21 protein-coding genes and 1 tRNA gene are annotated in these 25,330 nt (G+C 44.8%); 11 read left to right on the forward strand and 11 right to left on the reverse strand.

The window, feature by feature from the left end; all coding sequences use genetic code 11:
• Positions 1–130: 130 nt before the first annotated feature.
• The 8 genes from ACX5J7_RS05195 to rlmE all read right to left on the reverse strand — a co-directional run bounded on the left by ACX5J7_RS05195 (position 131) and on the right by rlmE (position 9,129).
• On the reverse strand, positions 131–2,425 hold the full coding sequence (locus ACX5J7_RS05195; RefSeq protein ID WP_474369604.1) for a bifunctional diguanylate cyclase/phosphodiesterase: 2,295 nt from the start codon (positions 2,423–2,425) through the stop codon (positions 131–133).
• A 265-nt stretch (positions 2,426–2,690) separates the two neighbouring features.
• Positions 2,691–2,776: transfer RNA gene (locus tag ACX5J7_RS05200), tRNA-Leu, on the reverse strand.
• Between the two features lie 9 nt (positions 2,777–2,785).
• The gene (gene secG, locus ACX5J7_RS05205; RefSeq protein ID WP_498706331.1) at positions 2,786–3,238 is read right to left on the reverse strand and encodes a preprotein translocase subunit SecG; all 453 of its coding nucleotides are present in this window, start codon (positions 3,236–3,238) and stop codon (positions 2,786–2,788) included.
• A gap of 10 nt (positions 3,239–3,248) precedes the next feature.
• Positions 3,249–3,992 carry a triose-phosphate isomerase gene (gene tpiA, locus ACX5J7_RS05210; RefSeq protein ID WP_287149042.1) on the reverse strand — a complete coding sequence of 248 codons (744 nt, stop codon included), beginning with the start codon at positions 3,990–3,992 and terminating at the stop codon, positions 3,249–3,251.
• 96 nt (positions 3,993–4,088) lie between these two features.
• Positions 4,089–5,432 carry a phosphoglucosamine mutase gene (gene glmM / locus ACX5J7_RS05215; protein ID WP_287149043.1) on the reverse strand — a complete coding sequence of 448 codons (1,344 nt, stop codon included), beginning with the start codon at positions 5,430–5,432 and terminating at the stop codon, positions 4,089–4,091.
• Positions 5,433–5,441: 9 nt separating this feature from the next.
• Positions 5,442–6,266 (reverse strand): dihydropteroate synthase, encoded by an 825-nt coding sequence (folP, locus tag ACX5J7_RS05220; RefSeq protein WP_278385493.1) that lies wholly within the window; start codon positions 6,264–6,266, stop codon positions 5,442–5,444.
• A gap of 185 nt (positions 6,267–6,451) precedes the next feature.
• Positions 6,452–8,398 carry an ATP-dependent zinc metalloprotease FtsH gene (gene ftsH / locus ACX5J7_RS05225; protein WP_141152024.1) on the reverse strand — a complete coding sequence of 649 codons (1,947 nt, stop codon included), beginning with the start codon at positions 8,396–8,398 and terminating at the stop codon, positions 6,452–6,454.
• Positions 8,399–8,499: 101 nt separating this feature from the next.
• On the reverse strand, positions 8,500–9,129 hold the full coding sequence (rlmE, locus tag ACX5J7_RS05230; RefSeq protein ID WP_015067134.1) for a 23S rRNA (uridine(2552)-2'-O)-methyltransferase RlmE: 630 nt from the start codon (positions 9,127–9,129) through the stop codon (positions 8,500–8,502).
• Between the two features lie 95 nt (positions 9,130–9,224).
• On the opposite strand from rlmE, the gene yhbY reads away from it, so the two are divergent.
• Positions 9,225–9,518, forward strand: a complete 294-nt coding sequence (gene yhbY / locus ACX5J7_RS05235; protein ID WP_015067133.1) for a ribosome assembly RNA-binding protein YhbY — start codon at positions 9,225–9,227, stop codon at positions 9,516–9,518.
• A 101-nt stretch (positions 9,519–9,619) separates the two neighbouring features.
• On the forward strand, positions 9,620–10,396 hold the full coding sequence (locus ACX5J7_RS05240) for a 3-hydroxyacyl-CoA dehydrogenase (protein ID WP_023559684.1): 777 nt from the start codon (positions 9,620–9,622) through the stop codon (positions 10,394–10,396).
• A 110-nt stretch (positions 10,397–10,506) separates the two neighbouring features.
• Here the strand turns inward: ACX5J7_RS05240 and ACX5J7_RS05245 are convergent, their stop codons facing one another.
• The 3 genes from ACX5J7_RS05245 to ACX5J7_RS05255 form a co-directional block, all read right to left on the reverse strand.
• Positions 10,507–11,421: a GGDEF domain-containing protein gene (locus tag ACX5J7_RS05245; protein ID WP_498706335.1), complete on the reverse strand. Its 915-nt coding sequence runs from the start codon at positions 11,419–11,421 to the stop codon at positions 10,507–10,509.
• A complete protein-coding gene (locus ACX5J7_RS05250; protein WP_498706336.1) occupies positions 11,418–12,224 on the reverse strand; it encodes an alpha/beta fold hydrolase in 807 nt (268 codons plus the stop codon). The genes ACX5J7_RS05245 and ACX5J7_RS05250 overlap by 4 nt, the downstream gene beginning before the upstream one ends.
• Positions 12,225–12,382: 158 nt before the next feature.
• Positions 12,383–14,779 (reverse strand): Lon protease family protein, encoded by a 2,397-nt coding sequence (locus ACX5J7_RS05255; protein WP_462834923.1) that lies wholly within the window; start codon positions 14,777–14,779, stop codon positions 12,383–12,385.
• Between the two features lie 478 nt (positions 14,780–15,257).
• Between ACX5J7_RS05255 and leuS the strand changes: the two genes are divergently transcribed.
• From leuS to ACX5J7_RS05300, 9 genes are all read left to right on the forward strand, one after another.
• Positions 15,258–17,861, forward strand: a complete 2,604-nt coding sequence (gene leuS / locus ACX5J7_RS05260; RefSeq protein ID WP_278385505.1) for a leucine--tRNA ligase — start codon at positions 15,258–15,260, stop codon at positions 17,859–17,861.
• Positions 17,862–17,874: 13 nt separating this feature from the next.
• Entirely contained in the window at positions 17,875–18,390 is a 516-nt protein-coding gene (locus ACX5J7_RS05265) for an LPS-assembly lipoprotein LptE (RefSeq protein ID WP_015067125.1), read from the forward strand.
• A 10-nt stretch (positions 18,391–18,400) separates the two neighbouring features.
• A complete protein-coding gene (gene holA, locus ACX5J7_RS05270) occupies positions 18,401–19,426 on the forward strand; it encodes a DNA polymerase III subunit delta (protein ID WP_023559678.1) in 1,026 nt (341 codons plus the stop codon).
• A gap of 13 nt (positions 19,427–19,439) precedes the next feature.
• Positions 19,440–20,132, forward strand: coding sequence for a nicotinate (nicotinamide) nucleotide adenylyltransferase (gene nadD, locus ACX5J7_RS05275; protein ID WP_023559677.1), 693 nt, complete (start codon positions 19,440–19,442; stop codon positions 20,130–20,132).
• A 17-nt stretch (positions 20,133–20,149) separates the two neighbouring features.
• Positions 20,150–20,467 (forward strand): ribosome silencing factor, encoded by a 318-nt coding sequence (gene rsfS, locus ACX5J7_RS05280; RefSeq protein ID WP_015067122.1) that lies wholly within the window; start codon positions 20,150–20,152, stop codon positions 20,465–20,467.
• A 115-nt stretch (positions 20,468–20,582) separates the two neighbouring features.
• On the forward strand, positions 20,583–21,053 hold the full coding sequence (gene rlmH / locus ACX5J7_RS05285; protein WP_015067121.1) for a 23S rRNA (pseudouridine(1915)-N(3))-methyltransferase RlmH: 471 nt from the start codon (positions 20,583–20,585) through the stop codon (positions 21,051–21,053).
• A gap of 30 nt (positions 21,054–21,083) precedes the next feature.
• Positions 21,084–22,997, forward strand: coding sequence for a penicillin-binding protein 2 (mrdA, locus tag ACX5J7_RS05290; protein WP_023559676.1), 1,914 nt, complete (start codon positions 21,084–21,086; stop codon positions 22,995–22,997).
• A complete protein-coding gene (rodA, locus tag ACX5J7_RS05295; RefSeq protein WP_015067119.1) occupies positions 22,997–24,112 on the forward strand; it encodes a rod shape-determining protein RodA in 1,116 nt (371 codons plus the stop codon). Before mrdA ends, rodA begins: the two co-directional genes overlap by 1 nt.
• 5 nt (positions 24,113–24,117) lie before the next feature.
• Complete coding sequence (locus tag ACX5J7_RS05300; protein ID WP_023559674.1) at positions 24,118–25,086, forward strand: septal ring lytic transglycosylase RlpA family protein; 969 nt, start codon at positions 24,118–24,120, stop codon at positions 25,084–25,086.
• The last annotated feature ends 244 nt before the right edge of the window (positions 25,087–25,330 follow it).

Below are 25,330 nucleotides of genomic sequence, written 5' to 3' on the forward strand. Positions count from 1 at the left end.
AGAATGAGCCCGCAGAGCGTTATACACGCTTCATTATTGTTTGTTGCATTTACAATGCCATGTCGCTTCTTTTAACGACAATAAATATTGAGTCTTCGTTTAGAACAATAAAATTTAATTAATAAAATAGCTATTCTCCGAAAGGCGTATTTTGAAGCCAACTTTCTAAGTCAGCGCAACTCAATGGGCGGCTGATGTAGTAGCCTTGTACTATGTCACATCCCCATTCTTTAAGAATGTCTAACGATGCGGCATCTTCTACACCTTCGGCAACTACTTTCAAGTTAAAGACATTAGCTAAGCTAAGAACCGTGCGGACAATTTGCTGGTCGTTTTCATCACTGGCAAGCGACAGTATAAAACTCTTGTCTATTTTAATGGTTTTTACTGGCAAGTTTTTCAAATAAGCCAGTGAAGAGTAACCCGTACCAAAGTCATCGATGGCAAAATGAAAACCACGGGCGGTTAACTCGTTTAAGTTCTCAATCGCAAGTGATGCGTCTGCCACCAGATCGCTTTCGGTTATCTCAAGCTCAAGGGCTTCAGGTGACAAGCCCTCTTCGGTAAGTAGCGAGACAAGTTTAGTTAACAGCACCTTATTTTGAATATCCTGGGTAGATAAATTCATGGCTACTGTAAAGCCATAGCCCTTTTCTCTGAAGTAAGCCAAGTCAGAAATGGTTTGCTTCATCACCCATGATGTAACCTGCTCTATCAAACCTGCTTGTTCAGCAATGGTAATAAACTCATCGGGAGGAACAAACCCAAGTACGCTGTTGTTCCAACGAATGAGCGCTTCCATACTACATACTTTCATGGTTTGTAAATCAATTTTAGGCTGATAAACCATAGATAATTCATTTTGCTGACTGATTAACGCGCGCTTTAACTCAGTAGTAATAGACAGCCTTCTGGTGTATTTATCTTCCAGATCGGCTTTGTAACGAACACACCAACTGTCGCTGTGTATCGCTTCGTCTGTCACGATATTCATTTTTCTAAACAATTCTTCAGAAGACGAGGCATCTTTAGGGCAATCAATTACAGCCATAGCTACCTTTACCGGAATAGCGATTAAATTACTTTCTACCGGCTGCTCTAAAATGTGCTTGAGGGTTTCAAGCTGATCATCATTGAGTGCGTCGTGTGTAATGTAAAGAATTTCTCCGCCAGCTAGACGGGCTGAAGTACCGGGCCAACGCTGTAACCTTTCAGCAAGGGCTTTTAATGTGTTATCACCATTAGAATAGCCATAAAGATCGTTAATGGTTCTAAAACCAATAACCGTGATTGCCACAACCTGAACAGAGTGCCCACTTCCTAACTCAGACTCAAAATAGCCTTCCACATAGTTACGGTTAAAAAGCCCTGTTAATACATCGTGTTCAGCCTGATAGCGAATGTGCTTTTCTCGGCTCTTAATACTGGCCTGCATGCTGTCTACTGCATTGGCGAGTTCGGTAATTTCTTTAAGCTTTGAGGGGGTTTTTAGTGTGGCACCATATTTACCCGAGGCCACCTTATTAACCGCTTTTACTAATGTAGATACCGGCTGACTCACGCTTCGTGCAAGCAATAGTGACAAACCAAGTGCAATCAATATCGCTAAAATAGAGAAGGCGAAGATAGTGAGCTGCACGCCGGTAAAGGCCTCAAAAGAGGAAGTGGTATCAACGGCTAAAGTAATCTTAACTGGTAAGGTTTCTTCGCTTCCTAAATAGACTTGGCGCGTTACGTAAGTCAGTTGATTTTTGAACGTTACATCGACCCAAGAAGGATCTCGTTGTGATGCAAGGACTCGCTTAGCCTCGTGTTCCTTTAATGTGGTTTTAAGTATACGATTTGAATCGAGCTGCGATATTATGATTTCTGCATCGACGAGTTCTTTCAGTTCTTGTAGCAATACACTGTCGAATTCAACACCGATAAGCATGTAGTATCTAAGTGTAGGGATTTCTACACGAATGAGATTAAGCTGAACTAATTTATTATCTACGACAAAAAAACCGCTATCTTTACCCTTGGCAACTAAGGCTAAGCTACTTTGAACATTTTGCCCTTCTTTGAAAAGCTCGGTGTGTGAAGCAACAACCTGATGGTCTAAACTGACTAGTGCAATAATGTCGGTATTTAGCCTACCTGCATAACTGGTGAAGGCGACTTCAATTGAGGGAATGCTACCTGTTCCCACGGCCCGTCTGAAATCAAATGAACGAGAAAGCACTTTTGACACACTTTTAATTACGGTTTGCCTGTCAGAAACAACTTTATCAAAGACCTTTTCTGCTAACTGGATATCGTGTTCGATATTTTTAACCACAAGTGTATTAGCAGAGCGCCAGACAGCGCCAATTATCAGAAGTGATGCTATTACAACTCCTATAAATAAGGTTTGGAATAAACTCTGACTAAGTGTCTTTTGCACTACAGTGCCCCGTCGTGTGAATATTTCAATTTTGTGGAATGCCAGAACGGCTAGTTACAGAAGAATAGCTGAATAACAAAGATAGTAACAGGCATAACATCCTGTTAATTTTGGAATTTAACGCTTTGTTACAATTAAGAGCGCTGGGCTTAGCCTTGGTAATATTTGATGTCGTCATAAAGAAGTCCTCTTTATGTCAACGTATTTCAGGACGGGACATTTAAAGAAAAAAAGGCCAGCATGCATGCTGGCCTTTCTTCAAAGTTGGTGCGGAAAGCGGGACTTGAACCCGCACGAGCTATGCTCACCACCCCCTCAAGATGGCGTGTCTACCAATTCCACCACTTCCGCAAATTTACTTTAGTTTGAACTTTCAGTATCGTCAGACACCGGCACGTCTGTCGCGTCACCTTCAACCGCTGGTACGTCACCTTGCGCTGCACCATCAACAACAGGAACGTCGCTCTGTGCTGGTGCTGCGCCTTCGATAACAGGTACGTCTTGGTCTGCAGGTCGTTCTACTTGCTGCTCAACAGCCGCTGGTATTTCTAGATTGTCCCACTCGTCCTCAGCACTTTCACGGTTAGCCGTCATAGCGCCTAGTGATAGGCTGATAAAAAAGAAAAGACCCGCTAAAATTGCCGTTGTGCGCGTCATGAAGTTTCCAGAACCCGATGAGCCAAACACTGTGTTTGAACCGCCTGAGCCAAATGAAGCGCCCATATCTGCACCCTTACCTTGCTGGATTAAAACAAATCCAATAAGCAAAAGCGCCACAATTAGGTATGCTACTAATAGCACTTCGTAAATCATAAATACCTCGTCAGTTTGCCGCTTGGCAAATTGAAATAAAATCTTCAGCTTTTAAGCTGGCTCCGCCAATTAACCCACCATCTACATCATTTTGTGCAAATAGGGTTTTAGCATTATCTGGCTTCACACTACCACCGTATACAATACGAAGGCCTTGGGCCAGTTGCGAATCTACTTTAGAAAAGTAACCGCGTATAAATTCGTGTACTTCTTGCGCTTGTTCTGGGCTGGCAGTCTTACCCGTGCCTATTGCCCAAATTGGCTCGTAAGCTATAACTGTTTTGCATAGCTCATCCACAGACATTGCATTAATAAGAGCGTCAAGCTGTTCACCGACAAACGACTCTACGTTGTCAGCTTCTCTTATTTCAAGAGACTCACCCACACAAATAATGGGGGTAACACCTGCAGCCACGCATTTTTTAGCTTTTAATGCGACAAGCTCGCTCGACTCGCCTTGATCTTCTCGTCGTTCAGAGTGCCCTACTATAGCGTATTTACAACCCGCTTCTTTGAGCATATCAACCGAAAGTTCACCGGTATGAGCACCGTTATCTAAATGACTAACGTTTTGAGTACCCACTGAAAACGAATCTTTATCAAATGCGTGTAAGAACAAAGAAGGAGCACAAACCACTACCTCCGCACTCGCGTTTACATCCGCTAACTTTTGATTAAATTCAGCCACAAGTGCCAAATTTCCGTTCATTTTCCAATTACCAGCCACGAATGGCTTTCTTAGATTTTCACTCACAACGCAGACCTTAGCCCTGTCTTTAAAGCGGGCGTGATATTAACTATTTAATTAAGAATATACAAGCACAAAAAGCAAAATTTCCAGCTACGCCAACTAATTGGCGAGATTACGAACAGTTTCAGCAATATGCTCTGCCCATTTGTGAGATTGGGCTTCATCATTTGATTCCACCATCACACGAATGAGGGGTTCAGTACCACTTTTACGTAGTAATACCCTACCCGTTTTACCCAGTGCTAATTCGGCTTCTTGTTTAGCATTTTGTACATCAGCATGAGCGAGGTAGTCTAGGTCTTGATTTTTGTAACGCACGTTGACTAGCGTTTGAGGGTACATGTCGAAACCGCTCGCTAAATCGTGCAAGTCCATATGCGAGCGAAGCATTGCTGCTAAAACTTGCAATCCAGCCACGATACCGTCACCCGTAGAACTCATATTCAGATTAAGGACATGGCCTGAATTTTCGCCCCCAATAGACCAACCTTTTTGCTGTAAAAGTTCCATAACGTAACGGTCGCCAACATTACTTCTGGCAAAAGGCACGCCTAATTTAGATAGCGCGTTTTCAAGGCCTAGGTTGCTCATAAGCGTACCCACAACGCCGCCTTGCATTTTACCATTTTTAAGTGCGTCTCGTGCAATAATGTAGACAATTTGGTCTCCGTCTAAAACGTTACCAAGGTGGTCTACCATCATAATGCGATCGCCATCACCGTCTAAAGCAAAACCTAGGTCAGCACCGCTCTCTTTTACCTTTTCAACAATCGCTTTCATCGACGTTGCACCAACACCGTCGTTGATGTTTAAACCATCGGGTGTTGTGCCAAGTTCAATAACCGTAGCGCCCAGCTCTCGTAATACATTAGGTGCAATGTGATAGGTAGCCCCATGTGCGCAGTCAACGACGATTTTTAAACCTGTCAGTGAAAGTTCAGAGGGAAATGTGCCTTTACAAAATTCAATATAACGACCAGCAGCATCATTAATTCGCGTAGCCTTACCTAGCTTATCAGACGCCACACAGGTCATCGGTTGCTCAAGCATAGCTTCAATGGCAAGTTCGATATCATCATCAAGTTTAAACCCTTGGGCAGAGAAAAACTTAATACCATTATCATAAAAAGGGTTATGCGATGCGCTGATAACAATGCCCGCTTCAGAGCGAAATGTTTTTGTTAAGTACGCAATGGCTGGCGTTGGCATTGGCCCTAAAAGGCCAATATTAATACCTGCGGCAGACAGCCCTGCTTCTAATGAAGATTCAAGCATATAGCCTGAAATGCGGGTGTCTTTGCCTATAAGAACCTTATTCGTACCACGTCCAGCTAATACCTTACCGGCCGCCCATCCAAGCTTTGTTACAAACTCTGGGTTGATATTACTTTCACCAACCTTGCCGCGAATGCCGTCGGTACCGAAATATTTGCGCTGCGTCATTATTATTCCTTATTCGATTTTATTCAGCATGTTCACGATATTAACTGCATCTGCAGTTTCTTTTACGTCGTGTACCCGAATAATCTGTGCGCCCATTTGGGCAACAATTGTAGCGAGGCTTATGCTTCCCGCCAAGCGCTCATCCACTTTTCTATTAAGCAAATTACCAATCATTGACTTTCTAGACATACCAACAAGCACTGGATAACCGAGGTCCATCAACTTAGGTAAATGCTTAACCAATGCATAATTGTGCTCTAACGATTTACCAAACCCATATCCAGGGTCAAACAAAATATGCTCTTTAGCGATACCCGCTTTCTCACACACCTCTGCCCGTTCAAGCAAAAACTGAGTGACGTCTTCTACCACGTCTTGATAAGTTGGATGATTTTGCATAGTGCGAGGCTGTCCTTGCATGTGCATTAAACATACAGGAACACCCGTTTCGCTTGCCGCGATTAATGCGCCGGGCTCTTGTAACGCACGAACGTCGTTGATGAGTCCTGCGCCTGCTTTTACCGCCTCGCGCATAACCTCAGCTTTACTGGTGTCGATAGAGATTACGCACTGTGCATTTTTTGCGACCGCCTCTATTACCGGAATGGTTCTGTCTAGCTCTTCTTGCAGCGAAACCTCGGGCGCACCGGGACGTGTAGACTCGCCGCCAATGTCGATAAACCTAGCCCCTTCATCAATCATGCGAAGCGCGTGATCCAAGGCTTGTTTTACATCAGCGTGCTTACCGCCGTCAGAAAAAGAGTCAGGCGTGACGTTTAAAATACCCATCACCTGTGGCTGTGATAAACCAGTAAAATGATTTCCAAACTGCATGATTTACCTGCGTTATCGTTTTTATAAAATGGAATTGAAAAGCGAACTGATTTTAAGCGGCACATCGCAGAGTTGGCACCTGCGAATTATAATACGTGAGTGTGAAATATGTGGCCGATGAAAATCAGTACGCTCTAATAAAAAACGCCAGTAGAACTGGCGTTTTTTTATATTAACGTTTGCGCTTAGCTAGGAATGTCACCCGGCTTTCCCACTGAAGGCTTATCAACACCGTCATTCTTGATTTCACCTTCGCGAACCGGCGCTCCGCCACTTGGCTTGTCGCCACCCGATGGTTTACTGTCATCCCAATCCGCAGGAGGACGAACATCAGTTCGATTCATTAGGTCATCAATTTGCTTAGCATCAATGGTTTCGTACTTCATAAGTGCGTCTTTCATTGAATGTAAGATATCAATGTTGTCTTCAAGGATCTTCTGAGCACGTTCGTAGTTACGGTCGATTAATGACTTAATTTCCGCATCAATCGCACGCGCCGTGTCGTCAGACATATTAGTAGCCTTAGACATAGACTTGCCTAGGAACACTTCGCCTTCGTCTTCAGCGTATAGCATTGGGCCCATTTTGCTCGACAAGCCCCACTGGGTAACCATCTTACGTGCAATTTCAGTTGCGCGCTCGATATCGTTCGACGCACCTGTGGTTACTTTGTCGTCGCCGTAAATGATGGCTTCAGCAATACGACCACCGAACAGGCTAGAAATCATGCTTTCTAAGTGCTGTTTAGAATGACTTACACGGTCTTGCTCAGGCAAGTACATAGTCACACCCAGCGCGCGACCGCGCGGAATGATTGACACCTTATAAACCGGGTCGTGCTCTGGCACTAAGCGACCAACGATGGCGTGACCCGCTTCGTGGTACGCTGTCATCTCTTTTTCAGGCTCAGACATCACCATAGACTTACGTTCAGAGCCCATCATGATTTTGTCTTTCGCTTTCTCAAACTCTTCCATAGAAACAAGGCGCTTGTTACCGCGTGCAGCGAACAATGCAGCTTCGTTTACTAGGTTTGCCAAGTCGGCACCTGAAAAGCCTGGCGTACCGCGGGCAATTACCGACGGGTCAACATTGTCGGCCACCGGTACTTTACGCACATGTACTTTAAGAATCTGCTCACGACCGCGGATGTCTGGTAAACCTACAACCACTTGACGGTCAAAACGACCAGGACGAAGCAACGCAGGGTCAAGTACGTCAGGACGGTTAGTTGCCGCAATGACGATAATACCCTCGTGACCTTCAAAACCATCCATTTCAACTAGCATTTGGTTTAACGTCTGCTCACGCTCATCGTGACCACCGCCTAAGCCTGCGCCACGTTGTCGACCTACGGCATCAATCTCATCAATGAAGATAATGCATGGCGCTGCTTTTTTAGCTTGTTCAAACATATCGCGCACACGAGATGCACCAACACCCACGAACATTTCAACGAAGTCAGAACCTGAGATAGTGAAAAATGGTACTTTTGCTTCACCAGCAATTGCTTTAGCAAGTAACGTCTTACCTGTACCAGGAGGACCTACCATCAAAACGCCTTTCGGAATTTTACCGCCAAGCTTTTGGAACTTAGATGGGTCGCGTAGGAAATCAACCAGCTCAGAGACATCTTCTTTTGCTTCATCACAACCAGCCACGTCAGCAAATGTCGTCTTAATTTGGTCTTCACCAAGCAAGCGCGCTTTACTCTTACCGAACGACATAGCGCCACGACCACCGCCACCTTGCATTTGACGCATGAAGAATATCCACACACCAATAAGCAACAACATGGGGAACCATGAAATAAAGATAGACGTCAAAAGAGACTGCTCTTCTGGTGGTTCACCGTAAACTCTTACGTCGTTTTTAACCAAGTCAGATACTAACTTGTCATCGAAGTAAGGTACGAAAGTTTGGAAAGTTTCGCCTGAACGCTTTGTACCGCGAATTTCGCCATCATTATTAATGCGAACTTCACGAATATTTCCCTGTTCTGCTTCTCTCAAAAACGTTGTGTAGTCGGTTTGTGAACGAGACGATTCACTCGGTGAAAAGCTCTGAAAAACCGACATTAAAACAACGGCGATGACTAACCATAAGATTAAATTTTTTGCCATATCGCTCAATGCTACTAACCTCTATAAACCCGAATTGCTTGCATATTCAACAAGTTGATTATTGAATAAGCGACACAACTCGCAACGAAAACCGCTTAACCCAAAGCGTACTACACTTTATAGCCACAAGCCACCAAATACACCTCACGAGAACGTGATCTGGACGAGTCAGGCTTACGCGTCTTAATGGTGGTGAAAGATTGTTTGAGTGCGTTCATAAACTCTACAAAGCCTTCACCTTGGAACACCTTAATAACAAATGAACCACCGGGCTTTAATACTTGGTGACACATATCCAGCGCTAGTTCACAAAGATACATAGAGCGAGATTGGTCAACCGAAGCATTACCTGCAAGGTTCGGTGCCATATCAGACAACACTATATCTACGGTGTTCCCGCCAATTCTGTTCAATAGTGCGTCGAGAACTGCATCTTCTCGAAAATCACCTTGTAAAAAGTCGACGCCTACAATGGGATCCATAGGCAAAATATCGCACGCGATAACTTGACCATTTTCACCAACGAGCTGTGCGGCTAGCTGTGACCAGCCACCAGGCGCAGCCCCAAGGTCTACAAGTGTCATTCCGGGCTTTATAAGCTTATCTTTTTTCTGGATTTCTTCCAGTTTGTAGATAGCTCGCGATCGCCAACCTTCCTTATTTGCTTTTTGCACATAATGGTCGTTAACGTGTTCTTGAAGCCAGCGCTTACTGCTGGCGGAGTGTTTCTTTTTTGTCATTCCATCACAATGTAATTAGGATTGTAGAGAAGATGGCGTTAGAATACGTTATTTCAAGCTTAAACTAACAGATTAATTGTAAGAAATATTAATACATGAAACTTTCAAATAAACAGAAACAATTTCTAAAAGGCCTTGCACACCCGCTAAAACCTGTTGTGCAGCTAGGCGGCAACGGCCTAACCGAAGGGGTGGTTGCAGAAATTGACAACGCTCTTAACCACCACGAATTAATTAAAGTTAAGGTGCCTACCGATGACCGTGAAGAAAAAGCGCTTATCATGGACGCCATTGTTCGTGAAACCAACGCTGTAAAGCTTCAGGTAATTGGTCACACACTTATTATCTACCGTCAAAGCGAAGACTGTAAAATTCAGTTGCCAAAATAAGCGTTTTAATGGTGCCGATCTTCTCGGCACCGTAGTTTTTCTTCTTACTTCTCGTTAACATCACATTAATAATAGTGATAAAACGGGTTTAAAGGAAATCTATGACGCTAAAAAATCTCACTGCTATAGTCACAGGCGGTTGTTCAGGTCTTGGTCACGCTACTGCTATTGCGCTTCGTGAAGCAGGTGCCAACGTAAGCCTTTTCGATTTAAACGAGGAACTTGGCGCAACACGCGTTGAAGAACTAGGTAGTGACAATACCCTTTTCACCAAAGTGGATGTGCGCGATGAAGCTTCTGTTCAAGACGCTATTGACGCTACAACGCACAAATTCGGCGCTATCTCTTTAGTGGTCAACTGCGCAGGTATTGCTCCCGCAAAGCGCTTACTTGATAAAGAAGGCAACCCTGCACCACTTGGTGATTTCCAAAAAACTATCGATATCAATTTAGTTGGCAGCTTTAATGTATCTCGCTTGGTGGCTGCGGCCATGGCAAAACAAGCACCTATTAACGATGAAGGCGAACGGGGCCTTATTGTTAATACTGCTTCAGTAGCGGGTTACGAAGGTCAAATAGGCCAAACAGCCTATGCAGCAAGTAAAGGCGGTATTATTGGTCTTACCCTGCCAATGGCTCGAGATTTAGCACCACTGGGCATTCGAGTTAACACTATCGCGCCGGGGGTAATGGGTACGCCAATGCTGCTTGCTATGCCTGAAAAAGTGCAGGATGCCCTTTCTGCCAACGTGCAGTTTCCTAAGCGCCTTGGCCTACCTGAAGAATTTGCGAAATTAGTTATTCATATGGCAAACAACAGCTATCTAAATGGTGAGACAATCCGCTTAGATGGCGGGCTGCGCATGCCGCCTAAATAGCCAAAGAAAGTTAGTCAACGAGGCAACCGACAACGCCTCGTTGAATATTAAACGCCTAGGGTAGTTAATGCCAATAACGCCAATCAATACCTAGTGATAATTGGCATTATTTAAATCTTAACAATCCCGTGAACACTATCATAAATTCGAGTATGGGCTCTTTTATTGGCTTTTGCTTCATAAAGTGCCTTATCCGCTTTTAGCAATTGCTGGGCAATCAGATTTGGTTGAGCAAGGTCACCTTTTTCTAACACAGTACCACCAATACTTGCCGTTAAAGGCTTACCGCTGGGTAAACTAATTTCGCGTATGGCATTGTGCAGCCGTTCGCTAAAGAGCTTTATGTCTTTTATATCTGTGTTAAAAAGCACCATTAAAAACTCTTCGCCGCCCCATCTCGCCACAACATCTGTCTCGCGCACTTGCTCCAGCAACACGTGTGATAACTTTATAAGTATTCTATCGCCTTCTTCATGCCCAAAGGCGTCGTTAATCTTTTTAAAAAAGTCGATGTCCAAAAGCAGAAAAGATAGGGGGACAAAGGCGCGACGCGATTGAGATATCATTTTTAGCACATCGTCATTTGCCGCGCGACGATTAAGTAAAGGCGTCAATGTATCTCGACGGCTTACAGCCGTAAGCTCTTCGGTCTTCTTTTCAAGTTGATCTTTTGCTTCTATCAACTCCTGATAAAGCTTATCTCGTTCTTTTGCAACGTATATCGCCCAGTACAGTATGTGACCTGAAACCGTGATATTGGCCACAGCGGGCACTCTTTGGCCCGAGCCCGATAACAAGGTGATTTGAACTTCTAAATATTCACCATTTGCAAGGAGTATAGGTTTTATATAACTTTCGTAAAATATCGAACTTGCCTTAGAGACGATATCGATTATTTTCTTCTCAGAAGACCTCTCTACCCCAAGAAACCACTTGGCATAGGGATTAAACCATTTTATTTCTGTCGTTTCTAAATCCGATTTAAGTAACAAACAGGGGAAGTCTTCCTCTACTGCTTCTTTCAAGCTGCGAAATCCTCGAATAAGGTAAACACAGTAGCCGGGTGAGTCATGTGTAAACAATGTCCATGGGCGTCAACAACATGCATTTTAGCTTCCGGAATAACGTTATACATGTATTCCCCCACATTTATTGACGCTAAACTATCGTGCTTACTTTGTAAAATAAGTGTAGGAAGCGTGAGTTTAGCAAGCTGGGCTCTGTCGTCAGAAAAAAACGTGGTTTTGGCAAACGGCTTGGCGAACTTAGGGTCCGTAGAGCAGAAGCTTGTTTCAAGTTCTTGAATTAAGTCTGCGCTATTGTCTTGCCCCATGACCAAAGGCGCTAAATAATTTGCCCACCCCACATAGTTCTTGTCCATAAGGTTTAATAGTTCTTCTAAATCTGCTTTGTCGAAGCCTCCCATGTAGTCAGGGGGGAAATTTAGAAAGCAGGGAGACGGACATACCATGACAAGCTTAGAAAAAATGTGAGGTGATTGGATAGCCGCGCGCATGCCAATCATACTGCTAACCGAGTGCCCGACGAAGATTACATCCTTAAGGTTTAACGCCTCGCAAATATCTAGGACGTCCTGAGCGTATCCATCGAGTGTCGCATAGCGATTAGTATCGTAGGCTGAATAATCAGAAGCGCCGCATCCTACATAGTCAAATAACACTACTTTGTACTTTTCTACAAGGTAGGGTAATAGGTGGCACCACATCTGCTGATCACAGCCGAAACCGTGAGCTAACATTATTACGGTACTTCCTGAACCATGGATGGTGACGTTATTCCTCGCTACTACACTGCAATTCGGTTTCATGGTTTACCTTCTTATTTTTTTAAACGGCAGCACGACTATCTCTATGATTTATGAAGATAATAATGTTATGAATGCCAATGTTGCCTAATATATTTTTTATTACTTATATTTTACACCAAATTGCCATTATTATTTCACGAAAAAGATTAGCTTTTTGTCTACTCTCCATCTCCACCGTTTACAATAAGCGCAATGTTGTATAGACGATTCACTGCGTGGTAGTTTATAGAATTTTTGGGATAGCGGCCTTTACTGCTAATTTTACCCGCTTCCTGTTCCATCAAAATAGTAAGCGCGTCGTCTACGGTTTCAACAGTGTAAATATGGAACAGCCCTTTTTTCACTGCATCGATAACGGTGGCATCTAACACCAGATTAATCGCATTCGATTTAGGAATAATTACGCCCTGTGTACCAGTTAAACCGCGGTGCTGACACAAGTCGAAAAAGCCTTCTATCTTTTCATTAACACCGCCAACCGCTTGCACTTCGCCATACTGGTTAATCGAACCTGTGATGGCCAAAGTTTGTAAGCATGGGATTTCAGTAAGCGCAGAAATAAGTGCAACCAGTTCACCAAGAGAGGCACTGTCGCCATCAATATGCCCATAAGATTGCTCGAGGGCGATATTCGCGGAAAGCGTTAAAGGGAAATGTTGCGCATACTTGTTGCCTAAATAACCGTTGAGCAACATAACGCCCTTAGAGTGAATAGGCTGTCCAAGCTCTACTTCACGCTCGATATCAACTACACCACTTGCCCCAGCAAACACGGTAGATGTAATGCGCGCAGGTGTACCAAACGCCGTGTCACCGATATCCAAAACCGTAAGCCCGTTTACCTTACCTACCGCTTTACCTTCAGTGGCAATAAGTACATGCCCTTCTTTAATATCGTTTAGTAGCGTTTGACTAACGCGGCCGGTACGGCGCTTTTTCGCACTTAACGCCGTCTTCAAATGATCAAGCTCTAGGGTGTCGGCATTCGATTTTTGACAGAAATAATAAGCTTCATTAACCAGCTCAATGACTTCGGCAAAATGCGCAGAAAGCTTCTCTTTGTGCTCGGCCATTCGTAGCGAATACTCTACTAGCCTGCACATGGCATTAGCCGTTATACCTTTAAGCCCCAGGTGAATGAGATGGGCACGTACTTTGCCCACAAAATCGAAAAGTGCCTGCCGCGTAACAGGTATTTCCAAGTCAAAATCTACGAGCACTCGGAACAATTCGTCAAACTCGTCATCGTAATCTTGTAGCGTGTAGTAAAGGTCGCGAGAACCAAGCAAAACAATTTTTACGTTTAAATCGATAGGCTGAGGATTAAGCGTGATGTTGTTAACCATTCCCACGTCTTGCTGGGGTAAGTCCATGCGCAAGCGCTGGGACTTAATGGCAAGTTTCAGGGTATCCCACACAAAAGGCTGTTCAATGACTTGGTCGACATCCAACAAAAGATAGCCACCATTTGCGCGGTGCAGTGCACCAGGCTGTATCATTCGGTAATTGGTAAATACACTGCCGTGGATATTTGTGTACTCTATTTTACCGAATAAGTTCTGGTAGGTAGGGTTTGGCTCGTATATAACAGGTGCCGCATCGTCTAATTTATTCGAAACCAATACATTGGGAAGAAACTGCTCTTCTAAAAATACTTTTTTATCAAAGTCGTCACTCTTCTCTTCTTTTTGTTCTTCGCCGTGTATAACCAAAATAGCACTAACCAAAGCGTTTTTAAGCTGTTTGAGGTATTTCATTACCCCAAGCTCAGAGGCGTATTTGTGTTCAAACACCTTAATAAGCGGCTTAATTACGTGCTCTGCGGTCTTTTTGTCAAGCTCACGCAGACGTTCTGAGTTTTCGCGTTTCCACGTAGGTAAACTCAACAAACTTTCACTCAGTCTGTTTTCTAAATCGTCAATTAGCGTGTAAAAGCCCTCTCGCTGATCGTCAGTGAGCGATGCAAAATCAGTATCTCTGATAGGCTTGCCGTTAATAATGGGTGAAAAGGTAATTGAACCACCCTCTTCATAAAGCGCAACGTCGTTGGCTTGAGCATAACGCTCTACAGCATCAATAGCAGCATCGTACTTTTGCTCAAACTCTCTAGAGATAGAGGCACGGCGGCGCTGATAACCAGGGTTATCAAATGCGATAGGCAGTGAGTCCAAGACATCATCGATAAGTGCAGCCATATCTTTTTGAAATGCCTTGCCGCCACTTGGCGGAAATTTTAGCGCTACGGGTTGGCGTTCATCGTCGAAATTATTGATATAACACCAATCGTCGGGTGCGGGAAGCTGTGCAACTTGGCGTTCAATGTAATCTTTTACCAGCGTAAAACGGCCTGTGGCAGGTTCACCCATCACGTAAAGGTTGTAACCTCTGGTGCTAATGCCTAACCCGAATGTGAGTGCTTCGCGCGCACGCTCTTGCCCAATAAAGGTCGCATTTAGCGCTTCATCATCTTTTAAAGCACTGTTAATCGCTCGGCGATTGATGGTAGGTGAAAGCGCATCTACATCTAACGCATATAAATTAGTGTCTACAGACATGTCTGTTCTATTTTTCGTTTCTTTACTTAAGTGAAACCCTAATTAACAGTAGTGTCAAACGGTTAACTCTAATAAGGCAGCTTTACGTTGTTAATTGAACAACAAACAACCATCTTAGTGCCTTAATGAGTACGTTGAGGCATATTACTAAGGCACGTACTAATAACACAAAAAATAGGTCGTTAAGTGAAAATTAAAAAAGTGGCTCTACAAGCTATCTTCTTTAACGGGCCTAAACTGCTGCATTAATGCTCACTTTTCATGCAAGCAGAAATAAATATTGCCTAGTTCAGTGTTAAGCTATTGAGGCATGGCTTAGCGCTGGGTTATTCTATTGGGCTATATGTATGTAAAGTGGGAATATCCCACGTGCGGTTAAATGGCAATAATGCAGGAGAGGTTACAAATTCTCTTGTAAATCGTTCGCCTTATGCCGCCCCATAAACGTTTTAACTTTTAATGCGGAAGCCTAAGTTTCATGGCCGATAATCAGTACAATCCGAAAGACATTGAACAACGCGTTCAGCAATACTGGGAAGAGAACCAATCTTTTAAAGCAAACGACGACGTAGAAAAAGAAAAATTCTACTGCCTGTCTATGTTCCCCTACCCTAGTGGCCGACTTCACATGGGTCACGTGCGCAACTACACCATTGGTGACGTGATCAGCCGTTTCCAGCGCATGCAGGGTAAAAATGTATTGCAGCCTATGGGTTGGGATGCTTTTGGTCTACCGGCGGAAAATGCAGCAATTAACAACAATACCGCACCGGCGAAATGGACATACTCCAACATCGATTACATGAAAAACCAGCTTCGCTCGTTGGGTTTTGGTTACGACTGGGATCGCGAAGTAACAACATGTAAATCTGATTACTACCGCTGGGAACAATGGTTCTTCACTCGCCTTTATGAAAAAGGCCTAGTGTACAAGAAAAACTCTACTGTGAACTGGGACCCTGTAGATCAAACCGTTCTGGCTAACGAACAGGTAATTGACGGTCGCGGATGGCGTTCAGGTGCCCTTGTTGAACAAAAAGAAATTCCACAGTGGTTTATTAAAATTACTGACTACGCCGAAGAGCTTTTACAAGATTTAGAACAGCTTGAAGAGTGGCCAGACCAAGTACGCGCTATGCAGGCAAACTGGATAGGCCGCTCTGAAGGCGTGGAAATTACGTTTGACCTAGCGTCAGCGGTTAACGACATTGCCGATTTAACGGTATATACCACCCGTCCGGATACTTTCTACGGGGTTACCTACGTTGCAGTGGCAGCGCAGCACCCATTAGCGGAATTTGCAGCACAGTCTAATCCAGATTTAGCGGCATTTATCGAGGAATGCAAAAACACCAAAGTTGCTGAAGCTGAATTAGCTACGATGGAGAAGAAAGGCTTTGCCACAGGTTTTGAGGTTATCCACCCACTAACGGGTGAAAAGCTTCCAATCTGGGTGGCTAACTTCGTATTGATGGATTACGGTTCAGGCGCAGTTATGGCCGTACCGGGTCACGACCAGCGCGACTGGGAGTTTGCAACAAAGTACGACCTGCCAATTACGCAAGTTATTGCACCAAATGCCGGTGATGAAGATAAGTGCGACCTTTCTGCCTCTGCGTATACCGAGAAAGGCAGCTTGATCAATTCGGATAAATTCAATGGTCTTGAGTTTGATGCTGCATTTAACGGTATTGCCGATGAACTTGAGGGCAAAGGCTGCGGTAAGCGTAAGGTTAACTATCGCTTACGCGACTGGGGTGTAAGCCGTCAACGTTACTGGGGCGCGCCTATTCCAATGCTAAATTTGGAAAATGGCGAGTCGGTACCTGTTCCGGCAGACCAGCTACCTGTTGTGCTACCAGAAGACGTAGAAATGAATGGTGTAACGTCGCCAATTAAAGCTGACCCTGAGTGGGCAAAGACCACATATAACGGCGAAGCTGCGCTGCGTGAAACTGATACCTTCGATACCTTTATGGAGTCGTCGTGGTACTACGCGCGCTACGCAAGTGCCACAAACAACGATGCTATGCTTGACCCAACGTCTGCCAACTATTGGCTACCGGTAGATCAATATATTGGTGGTATTGAGCATGCTATCTTGCACCTGCTTTACTCACGTTTCTTCCACAAGCTGCTTCGTGATGAAGGCCTAGTAAACTCTGATGAGCCGTTTAAGCGCCTGTTGTGTCAGGGTATGGTTTTGGCTGATTCTTACTACCGTGAAGACAAAGCTGGTAAGAAAACTTGGTTCTCGCCTACTGAAGTAAGCACAGAGAAAGACGACAAAGGCCGTATTGTTAAAGCGTGGCTTACCGCCGATGGCGAAGAAGTTATTCATGGCGGCATGACCAAAATGTCTAAGTCTAAGAATAACGGTATCGACCCGCAGGAAGTTATCGACCTGTACGGTGCCGATACAGTACGTCTATTTACTATGTTCGCAGCGCCACCAGAGCAAACTCTTGAATGGGTTGATTCTGGCGTTGAAGGTGCAAACCGTTTCTTACGTCGTATCTGGAAGCTTGTTACTGAGCATGTGGAAAAAGGTACGCCAGAAGCCATCGACGTTAAGTCACTTTCGAAAGACCAACAGGCACTTCGCCGTGAAGTACACAAGACAATTGAAAAAGTGTCTGATGACTTAGGCCGTCGTCAAACCTTCAACACGGCCGTTGCTGCGGTAATGGAACTACTAAATCACCTTCAAAAGGCGCCGCAAGAAAGCGCCCAGGACATCGCTATTATGCGCGAAGCCTGTGAGTCAATCTTGTTGCTACTTAACCCTATTACCCCGCACATCGCTCACGAGCTTTGGAAAGTACTAGGTCACAGTGAAGATATCGATTCAGCGCCATGGCCACAGGCAGATAAAGCGGCATTGGTTGAAGACGAAAAGCTTATCATTGTTCAGGTTAACGGTAAGGTTCGCGCTAAGATGACCATTGCCGCAGACGCGAGCAAAGAGGCAATTGAAGCGTCAGCAAAAGAGCAGCCAAACGTACAGCAATTTATCGAAGGTAAAACCATTCGTAAGGTAATTGTTGTACCTGGTAAGCTTGTAAATATCGTAGCTAACTAGGTCTGCTTATACTATGAAAAAGCACTTACAATTCGCAGTCGCTGTATTGGTTACGGTTCTGGTAACAGGCTGTGGTTTCCATTTACGAAGTAGCCCTAGTCTACCGGACAACATTAATACAGTTGCCATTGAAAGTGCTCGAGCACACGCGCCCCTTGCGCGTGCGCTCGATAAACGCTTAAATGTTTACGGCTTAAGCAGTATAGACACGGTTTCTGCACAAAGCGTGAGCATTTATTTACTCCCTGAAAAGCTAGAACGTCAACTGTTATCTGTTTATCCTTCAGGTCAAGTCGCAGAATACGAGCTTATTTACGTTGTTCGCTATCGCGTGCAGTTTCCCGACAAAGAAGCGGTAATGGCGCAGTTTGAAGTGGTCCGCGACTATCAAGATGATCCAGACCAAGTGTTGGCCAAATCTCGTGAACTCGAATTAATGTTAAGCGAAATGCGCGATGAAGCCGCCGACATCATGATTAGACGCCTTTCTAGTCAAGCTGTCGCTGCGCCTGTCAGCGCCGATAAATAGCGCTTCGTCCATGCAAATATACCCAAACCAATTTAGTCAAGATATCACGAAGGCATTGCGCCCATGCTATCTTGTGTTTGGTGACGAACCTCAACAAAAGTTTGATGTCATTGAGCAAATACGTGCTAAAGCAAAGGCCAATGGTTTTGAAGAACGCACGGTCTTGGTGGCTGAAACAGGTTTTAATTGGAACCAGTTGATTGAAGCCACGCAAAGCATGTCGCTGTTTTCTAGCCAGCAGTTTATTGAACTTGAGTTACCTACCGGTAAGCCGGGTACTGAGGGCAGTAAAATGCTGCAAGAAGTCGCAGCGTCGCTAAGCCCCGATATCTTGTTATTGGTTCACGGCCCCAAAATCGGCAAAGATGTACAGCGCGGAAAGTGGTTTAAAGTTTTAGATGACATTGGCGCCTCTGTGCTTTGCTATCCATTAGAAGGGAAACAGCTTAGCGCTTGGTTAAATCAACAACTCAAAGCCCACCAATTATCTGTGTCCGCTGCTGGGGTTAAAATGATTGCCGATTTTTGTGAAGGCAACATGCTGGCCGCTAAACAGGAAATTGATAAACTAGCCCTACTCTACCCCCAGCAATCTATTTCAGAAGCGCAAATAGAGCAGGCTATGGTAGACCAGTCACGTTTTAACGTGTTTCAGCTGGTCGATGTCATGCTAAGCGGGGATAGCATCCGCTGTATTAAGATGCTTTACCGGCTGGAAAGTGAAGGCTTAGAGCCGAATATTATTATTTGGGCATTAATTCGAGAATGGGAGCAACTTTGGAAGTTAAAGCTTGCTGAGCAAAGCGGTCCCATTCAGTGGCAAAAGTTTGGAATTTGGCGTAACCGTCAGGGTTACTACCAGAGTGCGTTAAGTCGCCTTAGCTTCGCTCAATTAGAAGATATTCAACACGCCCTTACCCAATCAGATCATGCCTTTAAGCAAAACGTAATCGCTCGCCCTTATGTTGAAATGTGTCACCTTTGTATGATGTTCATGGGGTTCGATTTACGCGAAACACCGCTATTACAAGCATAAAGGACGTCACGTAGTGAGTTTACCTCCCACGTTTACAACACGCCCAACAGTTAAAGCCATTTTAGGGGGAACCTTTAACCCTCCACATAAGGGGCATATTGAAGCGGCGCTTAGCGCTGCTGATGAATTAGGCGTACACGAAGTTCACCTTATGCCCTGCAAATTAGCTCCACATAAGGCAGTCGGCGTGTCAGAAACCCATCGCGTGAGAATGATTGAGCTTTGCGCACAAACCAATGACAGACTTATTCCAGAGCTAATTGAACTTACGTTGCCGTCGCCGTCTTATACAGTAAAAACACTGCGCGCATTAAAAGAAAACAGTGATGACACAATCTGTTTTTTCATTGGTGCAGATTCGCTGTATAATCTGGATAAATGGTACGAGTGGGAGCACCTACTCGATTATTGTCACTTAGTGGTTATGCGTAGAGACGATGAAGAATTCTCGCCTCCTTGCGCAATACAAGCCTGGTTAGATACTCATGTGAGCGACGACAAAAACGTGATTCACACAGAACCTGCAGGTAGAGTAGTGTTAACCAACACACCGCTTTATAATGTTTCATCTACTGAGATTCGTGAAGTACTCGCTAGTACTACTTCAGCTGATAAAGGTCACGTACTAGAGGGTTCGCCCGCTGAATTGTGGTTGGAAAATGCGGTACTTGAGTACATAAACGAACATCAGTTATATAAAAGTTAAGTAAGTGAGGAAAACTCTTGGAGAGTCAACAGCTCAAACAGTTTGTTAAAGACAAAATCGACGATATGAAAGCCCGTGATGTCATTGAACTAGACGTTCGCGGCAAATCAAGTATTACAGATACCATGATCATTTGCTCGGGTAACTCTAAGCGTCATGTATCTTCTATTGCTGAAAACGTAATGGTAGAAGCGAAAAACGCGGGCCATGCGCCTGGAAGCGTTGAAGGCAAAGAATCTGGTGAATGGGTGCTGGTAGACTTTGGCGATGTTATTTTGCATGTTATGCAAGACGAAACCCGTGATTTCTATCAGCTAGAAAAGCTTTGGTCGTAATCACTACACAACGCGATTAAAACTTAAAGCAATCTTGCCTTATGGATGGCCGTGCTGGCTAAAGTACGGTCTTCATAGCCACTATAACTATTACAACCTGCGGTAAGGGTCGAAAGTGCGTATACAAATTGTTGCGGTTGGTACGAAAATGCCAAACTGGGTGAATACAGGCGTTGACGAATTCATTCGCCGCTTCCCCAGCGACATGCCCGTTTCATTTACCGAGATTGCTGCCGGAAAGCGCGGAAAAAACGCCGATATAAAACGTATTTTAGAAAAAGAAGGCGAGCAGATGCTTGCTGCTATTCCTAAAGGAAACCGCATTGTTACTTTAGAAGTAACGGGCAAACCTTGGGACACGCCAACCCTAGCCAAGCAGTTGGATAACTGGAAAATGGATGGGCGCGACGTGAGCTTACTTATCGGCGGCCCTGAAGGATTAGCCCCAGACTGTATTGCCGCCTCCGAACAAAAATGGTCATTGTCAGCGCTTACGTTACCCCACCCTCTGGTGAGAATTATTCTTACCGAAAGCCTCTACCGCGCGTGGTCGGTAACGCAGAATCACCCTTATCATCGTGAGTAAGGCGGCTTTACGCTAATGCAAAGGAAGTCAATGCACCGAAAACGTCAAGCGATACGCGACCATTCAGCCGAAGCGAACTTGTTCGCTCGTCGGGCGACGATTGCTTTTATCATTGTTATAGCCATGTTGGGCATTGTGCTAAACAACCTTTATTCTTTGCAGGTTACACAGTTTGAAGATTATCAGACCCGTTCTAACGGTAACCGAATTAAAGTGCTGCCGATAGCGCCCAACCGCGGGCTTATCTACGATCGTAATGGTGTGCTTTTAGCAGAAAATCGCCCTGTCTTTAGTTTGGAAGTCATTCCTGAACAGGTCGATGATATTGATGCAACCCTTCTCGAACTGACTGAACTGATGGGTATTACTAATGATGAACTTGAACGCTTTCAGTCAACGCTTAAAGGTACCCGCCGATTTAAACCGGTAGCACTTCGTACACAGCTTAGCGAAGAGGAAGTTGCCCTATTTTCCGCCAGCAAACATAAGTTTCCCGGCGTACAAATTGAGGCTCGTTTGGCCCGTCATTATCCCTACAAAGAAACCCTTACGCATGCCCTTGGTTACGTTGCCCGAATTAATAAACGAGACTTACAAAAGCTTGTTGAGGCGGGCCAAGAAGATAACTATGCGGCTACGCATGACATTGGTAAGTTGGGTATTGAAAAATATCATGAAGAACTCCTGCACGGAAAGGTTGGTTACCAACAGGTGGAAGTCAATAATCAAGGCCGAATTATTCGCGTTCTTAGTGTTGAACCGCCAACCCCAGGCAAAGACATCGTACTTAATTTAGATCTAAAACTTCAGCTAGAAGCCCAGCGCATTATCGATGGCATGCGTGGAGCAATTGTTGTTACCGACGTGAAAACCGGTGGAGTGCTGGCACTTTATTCAAACCCCAGTTACGACCCCAACTTGTTTGTTCACGGCATTAGCAGTAAGAACTATTCAGCACTGTTAAATTCTCCCGACCGCCCGCTTATTAATCGAGCGACCCAGGGGCAATACCCGCCAGCGTCGACGATTAAGCCCCACCTAGGCTTAGTAGGCTTAGAAGAAGGTGTGATCACGAAAGACTACACCATTACTGATACGGGCCGTTATAAACTGCCAAACGTATCACACGTGTGGCGTGATTGGCGTCGCTGGGGTCATGGCAAAGTTGATGTTTCTAAAGCGATAGAGGTGTCCTGCGATACCTATTATTACGAGTTAGCCTATAAACTGGGTATCGATAAAATAAGCGACGCCATGTATAAATTTGGGTTCGGTGATTTTACCGGCATCGACTTATATGAAGAATCTGATGCCAATATGCCTAGCCGTGGCTGGAAGCGCGCTCGATTTAATCAGCCTTGGTATATAGGCGATACCATTCCGGTAGGCATTGGTCAAAGCTATTGGACCACCACTCCTGTGCAGCTCAATACCTCAGTGAATACGCTGATAAACGCGGGGGAACGCTACATTCCGCAAATTATTCGCGGCTATATGAAAACGGATAGCTCGGTAGACCTCATTCCCCTTAAATCGTTACGTCCTATCGAAATTAAAAATCGCGACAACTTAGATGTTGTATTGAACGCGATGCGCGATGTTGTTAGCGGTGAAGAAGGCGGCGCTAGGCATGCCTTTGCCGATACTCCTTACGATTCAGCGGGTAAAACAGGAACGGCTCAGCTGTTTACTGTAGGACAAAATGAAAAGTATGATGCCAGCAAAATAGATGAGCGCCTTCGCGATAACGCCATGTATGTTGGCTTTGCACCTTTCGATGACCCGGAAATTTCGGTAACAGTAGTGCTAGAGAACGTGGGAGGCGGAAGTAAAAATGCTGCGCCCGTAGCCCGTCAAATTATGGACTTTTACTTCAAAGATCGGGTGTTCGACACCGTCAATACAGCACAATCAAACAATACCAATAAGTTAGGGGCGAATTAGTGAAACGAACCACCATAAACCCTAACAAAATTAGTTTATTGCAGCGAATTCATATCGACGGCTGGTTGTTAATTGGCCTACTCGTACTAAGCGCAGTGGGACTGGTCACGTTGTTTTCGGCTTCTGGTCAAGATATGGGGCAAATGGAGCGTCAGTTCATTCGACTTGGATTTAGTTTCATTGTTATGTTCGGCTTAGCGCAACTGCCTCTTGGGTTCTACCGGTTTCTATCGCCTTACGCTTTTGTCGGTGGGCTCCTCATGCTTATCGCCGTGTTGCTTTTCGGCGATATGGGGAAAGGTGCTCAGCGCTGGCTAGATCTAGGCTTTATTCGCTTTCAGCCCTCCGAGTTAATGAAGCTTGCAGTACCTATGATGGTGGCTTGGTATATCAGTAAGTTTACGCTGCCCCCCCGTACCACACATATCGTTGTTGGGTTTGCTTTAGTGGTGGTGCCAACCATTCTTATAGCAAAACAGCCTGACTTAGGCACGTCACTTCTCATTGCAAGCTCGGGCATCTTTGCCATATTTCTGGCGGGAATGAGCTGGCGTTTAATCTCTGTAGTGGGCGCGTTAATCGGCGCTTTTGCACCTGTCATGTGGTTCTTTCTTATGAAAGATTATCAAAAGCAACGCGTACTTACGTTCCTCAACCCAGAGAGCGATCCCTTAGGGTCAGGCTATCACATCATTCAATCGAAGATTGCCATTGGTTCAGGCGGGGTAGATGGCAAAGGTTGGCTGCAAGGTACTCAGTCTCAGTTAGAATTCTTGCCCGAGCGCCATACCGACTTTATCTTCTCTGTGTTCAGTGAAGAATTTGGCCTCACTGGGGTGATGTGTTTAATGGCGATTTATATATTTATTATATTAAGGGGCCTTATTATTTCTAGCCGCGCGCAAGACGCATACGCTAAGCTGCTTGGTGGCAGTATCACCCTCACCTTTTTTGTCTATGTGTTTGTAAACATGGGCATGGTATCGGGGTTACTTCCCGTTGTTGGCGTCCCCTTGCCTTTAGTCAGCTTTGGCGGCACATCCATGGTGACTTTGATGGCGGGATTTGGCATTCTTATGGCAATCGCCACTCAAAAACGTTTAATGTCTAGATAACCCGTATGTTGCGACATCTTATTTCGGTACTTGAGATACACAATGTAAATCGCGTAAACAAGCGATGCTATCGTTATTTGGCTATATTTGTTGTCGGTGCGTTTTTGGTAGGCTGCCAAAGTGCACCAAAACAATCTGGACGCTACACCCAGCACCAAGACTCTGCGCCAAAGTACGTTGCAAAAACGCCGGAAACGCTAGACGCTGTTCCTAAGTACGAAGCTTATAGAATGTTTAACAGTCGGCCCTACAAGGTGCTCGGAAAACATTATACGCCAATGCAAAATGGCAAGGGCTACGAAGAAGTCGGTTTTGCAAGTTGGTATGGGCAAAAATTCCATGGCCATCTAACGTCAAATGGTGAAACCTATAATATGTTCGCTATGAGCGCGGCGCACAAAACCCTGCCCCTGCCGTCTTACGTTCGCGTAACCAATTTAGAGAATAATAAACAAGCCATTGTTCGCGTGAATGACCGAGGGCCATTTCACGAAAACCGAATTATAGACTTATCTTATGCTGCGGCAGTTAAACTAGGTTATCACAGTAAAGGCACAGCGAAAGTTAAACTCGAAGTTATCCATTTCGACGAACAAAATAATGTCACTGTAGGTAATGGCCCCACGGTATCTTATGACGAATACCTCGGTATTGCTGTTGAACCTTCAACGCAGGTAGCCAGTGCATCCCCGTCAAATAATGCACAGGAAGAAGCGGCGCCAGAGAAAGGCGATGGCTTATTAAAAGACGCTATTTACATTCAAGTTGCCGCATTGTCTAACGCAGCGAAGGCAAAATCTATATCTAACGTACTATCAGCGCTATACCAAATACCTGCCCACCTACCCGTTGATAATAACATCTATAAACTTCAACTTGGCCCGATTCACGATGAAGCGGTTGTGGCCGAAGTACTTCAGCAATTAAAACAAAATGGCTACCCTAACGCGTATGCTATAACACAGACTTTATAACCTAGGCTCTAAAACGCAAACCCTATACCGCAATATGGACCCGCTTTTATATCCACCTGTTGTGTTAGCGCCCTTTTTATTTACCCTACTTTTACTGTCTATGCCTATCGTAAAAAAAAGAGCAAAGATGGGCTTTTCTACTTTACTGATGCATAACCCGTAACGCCCCATCGCCCATAAATCCATCGAGAATGTGTCAGCATTGTGTCATTCAACAGGCAATATCACGGTTTCTTCGCCTTAG

This window comes from Alteromonas infernus, from assembly GCF_902705815.1.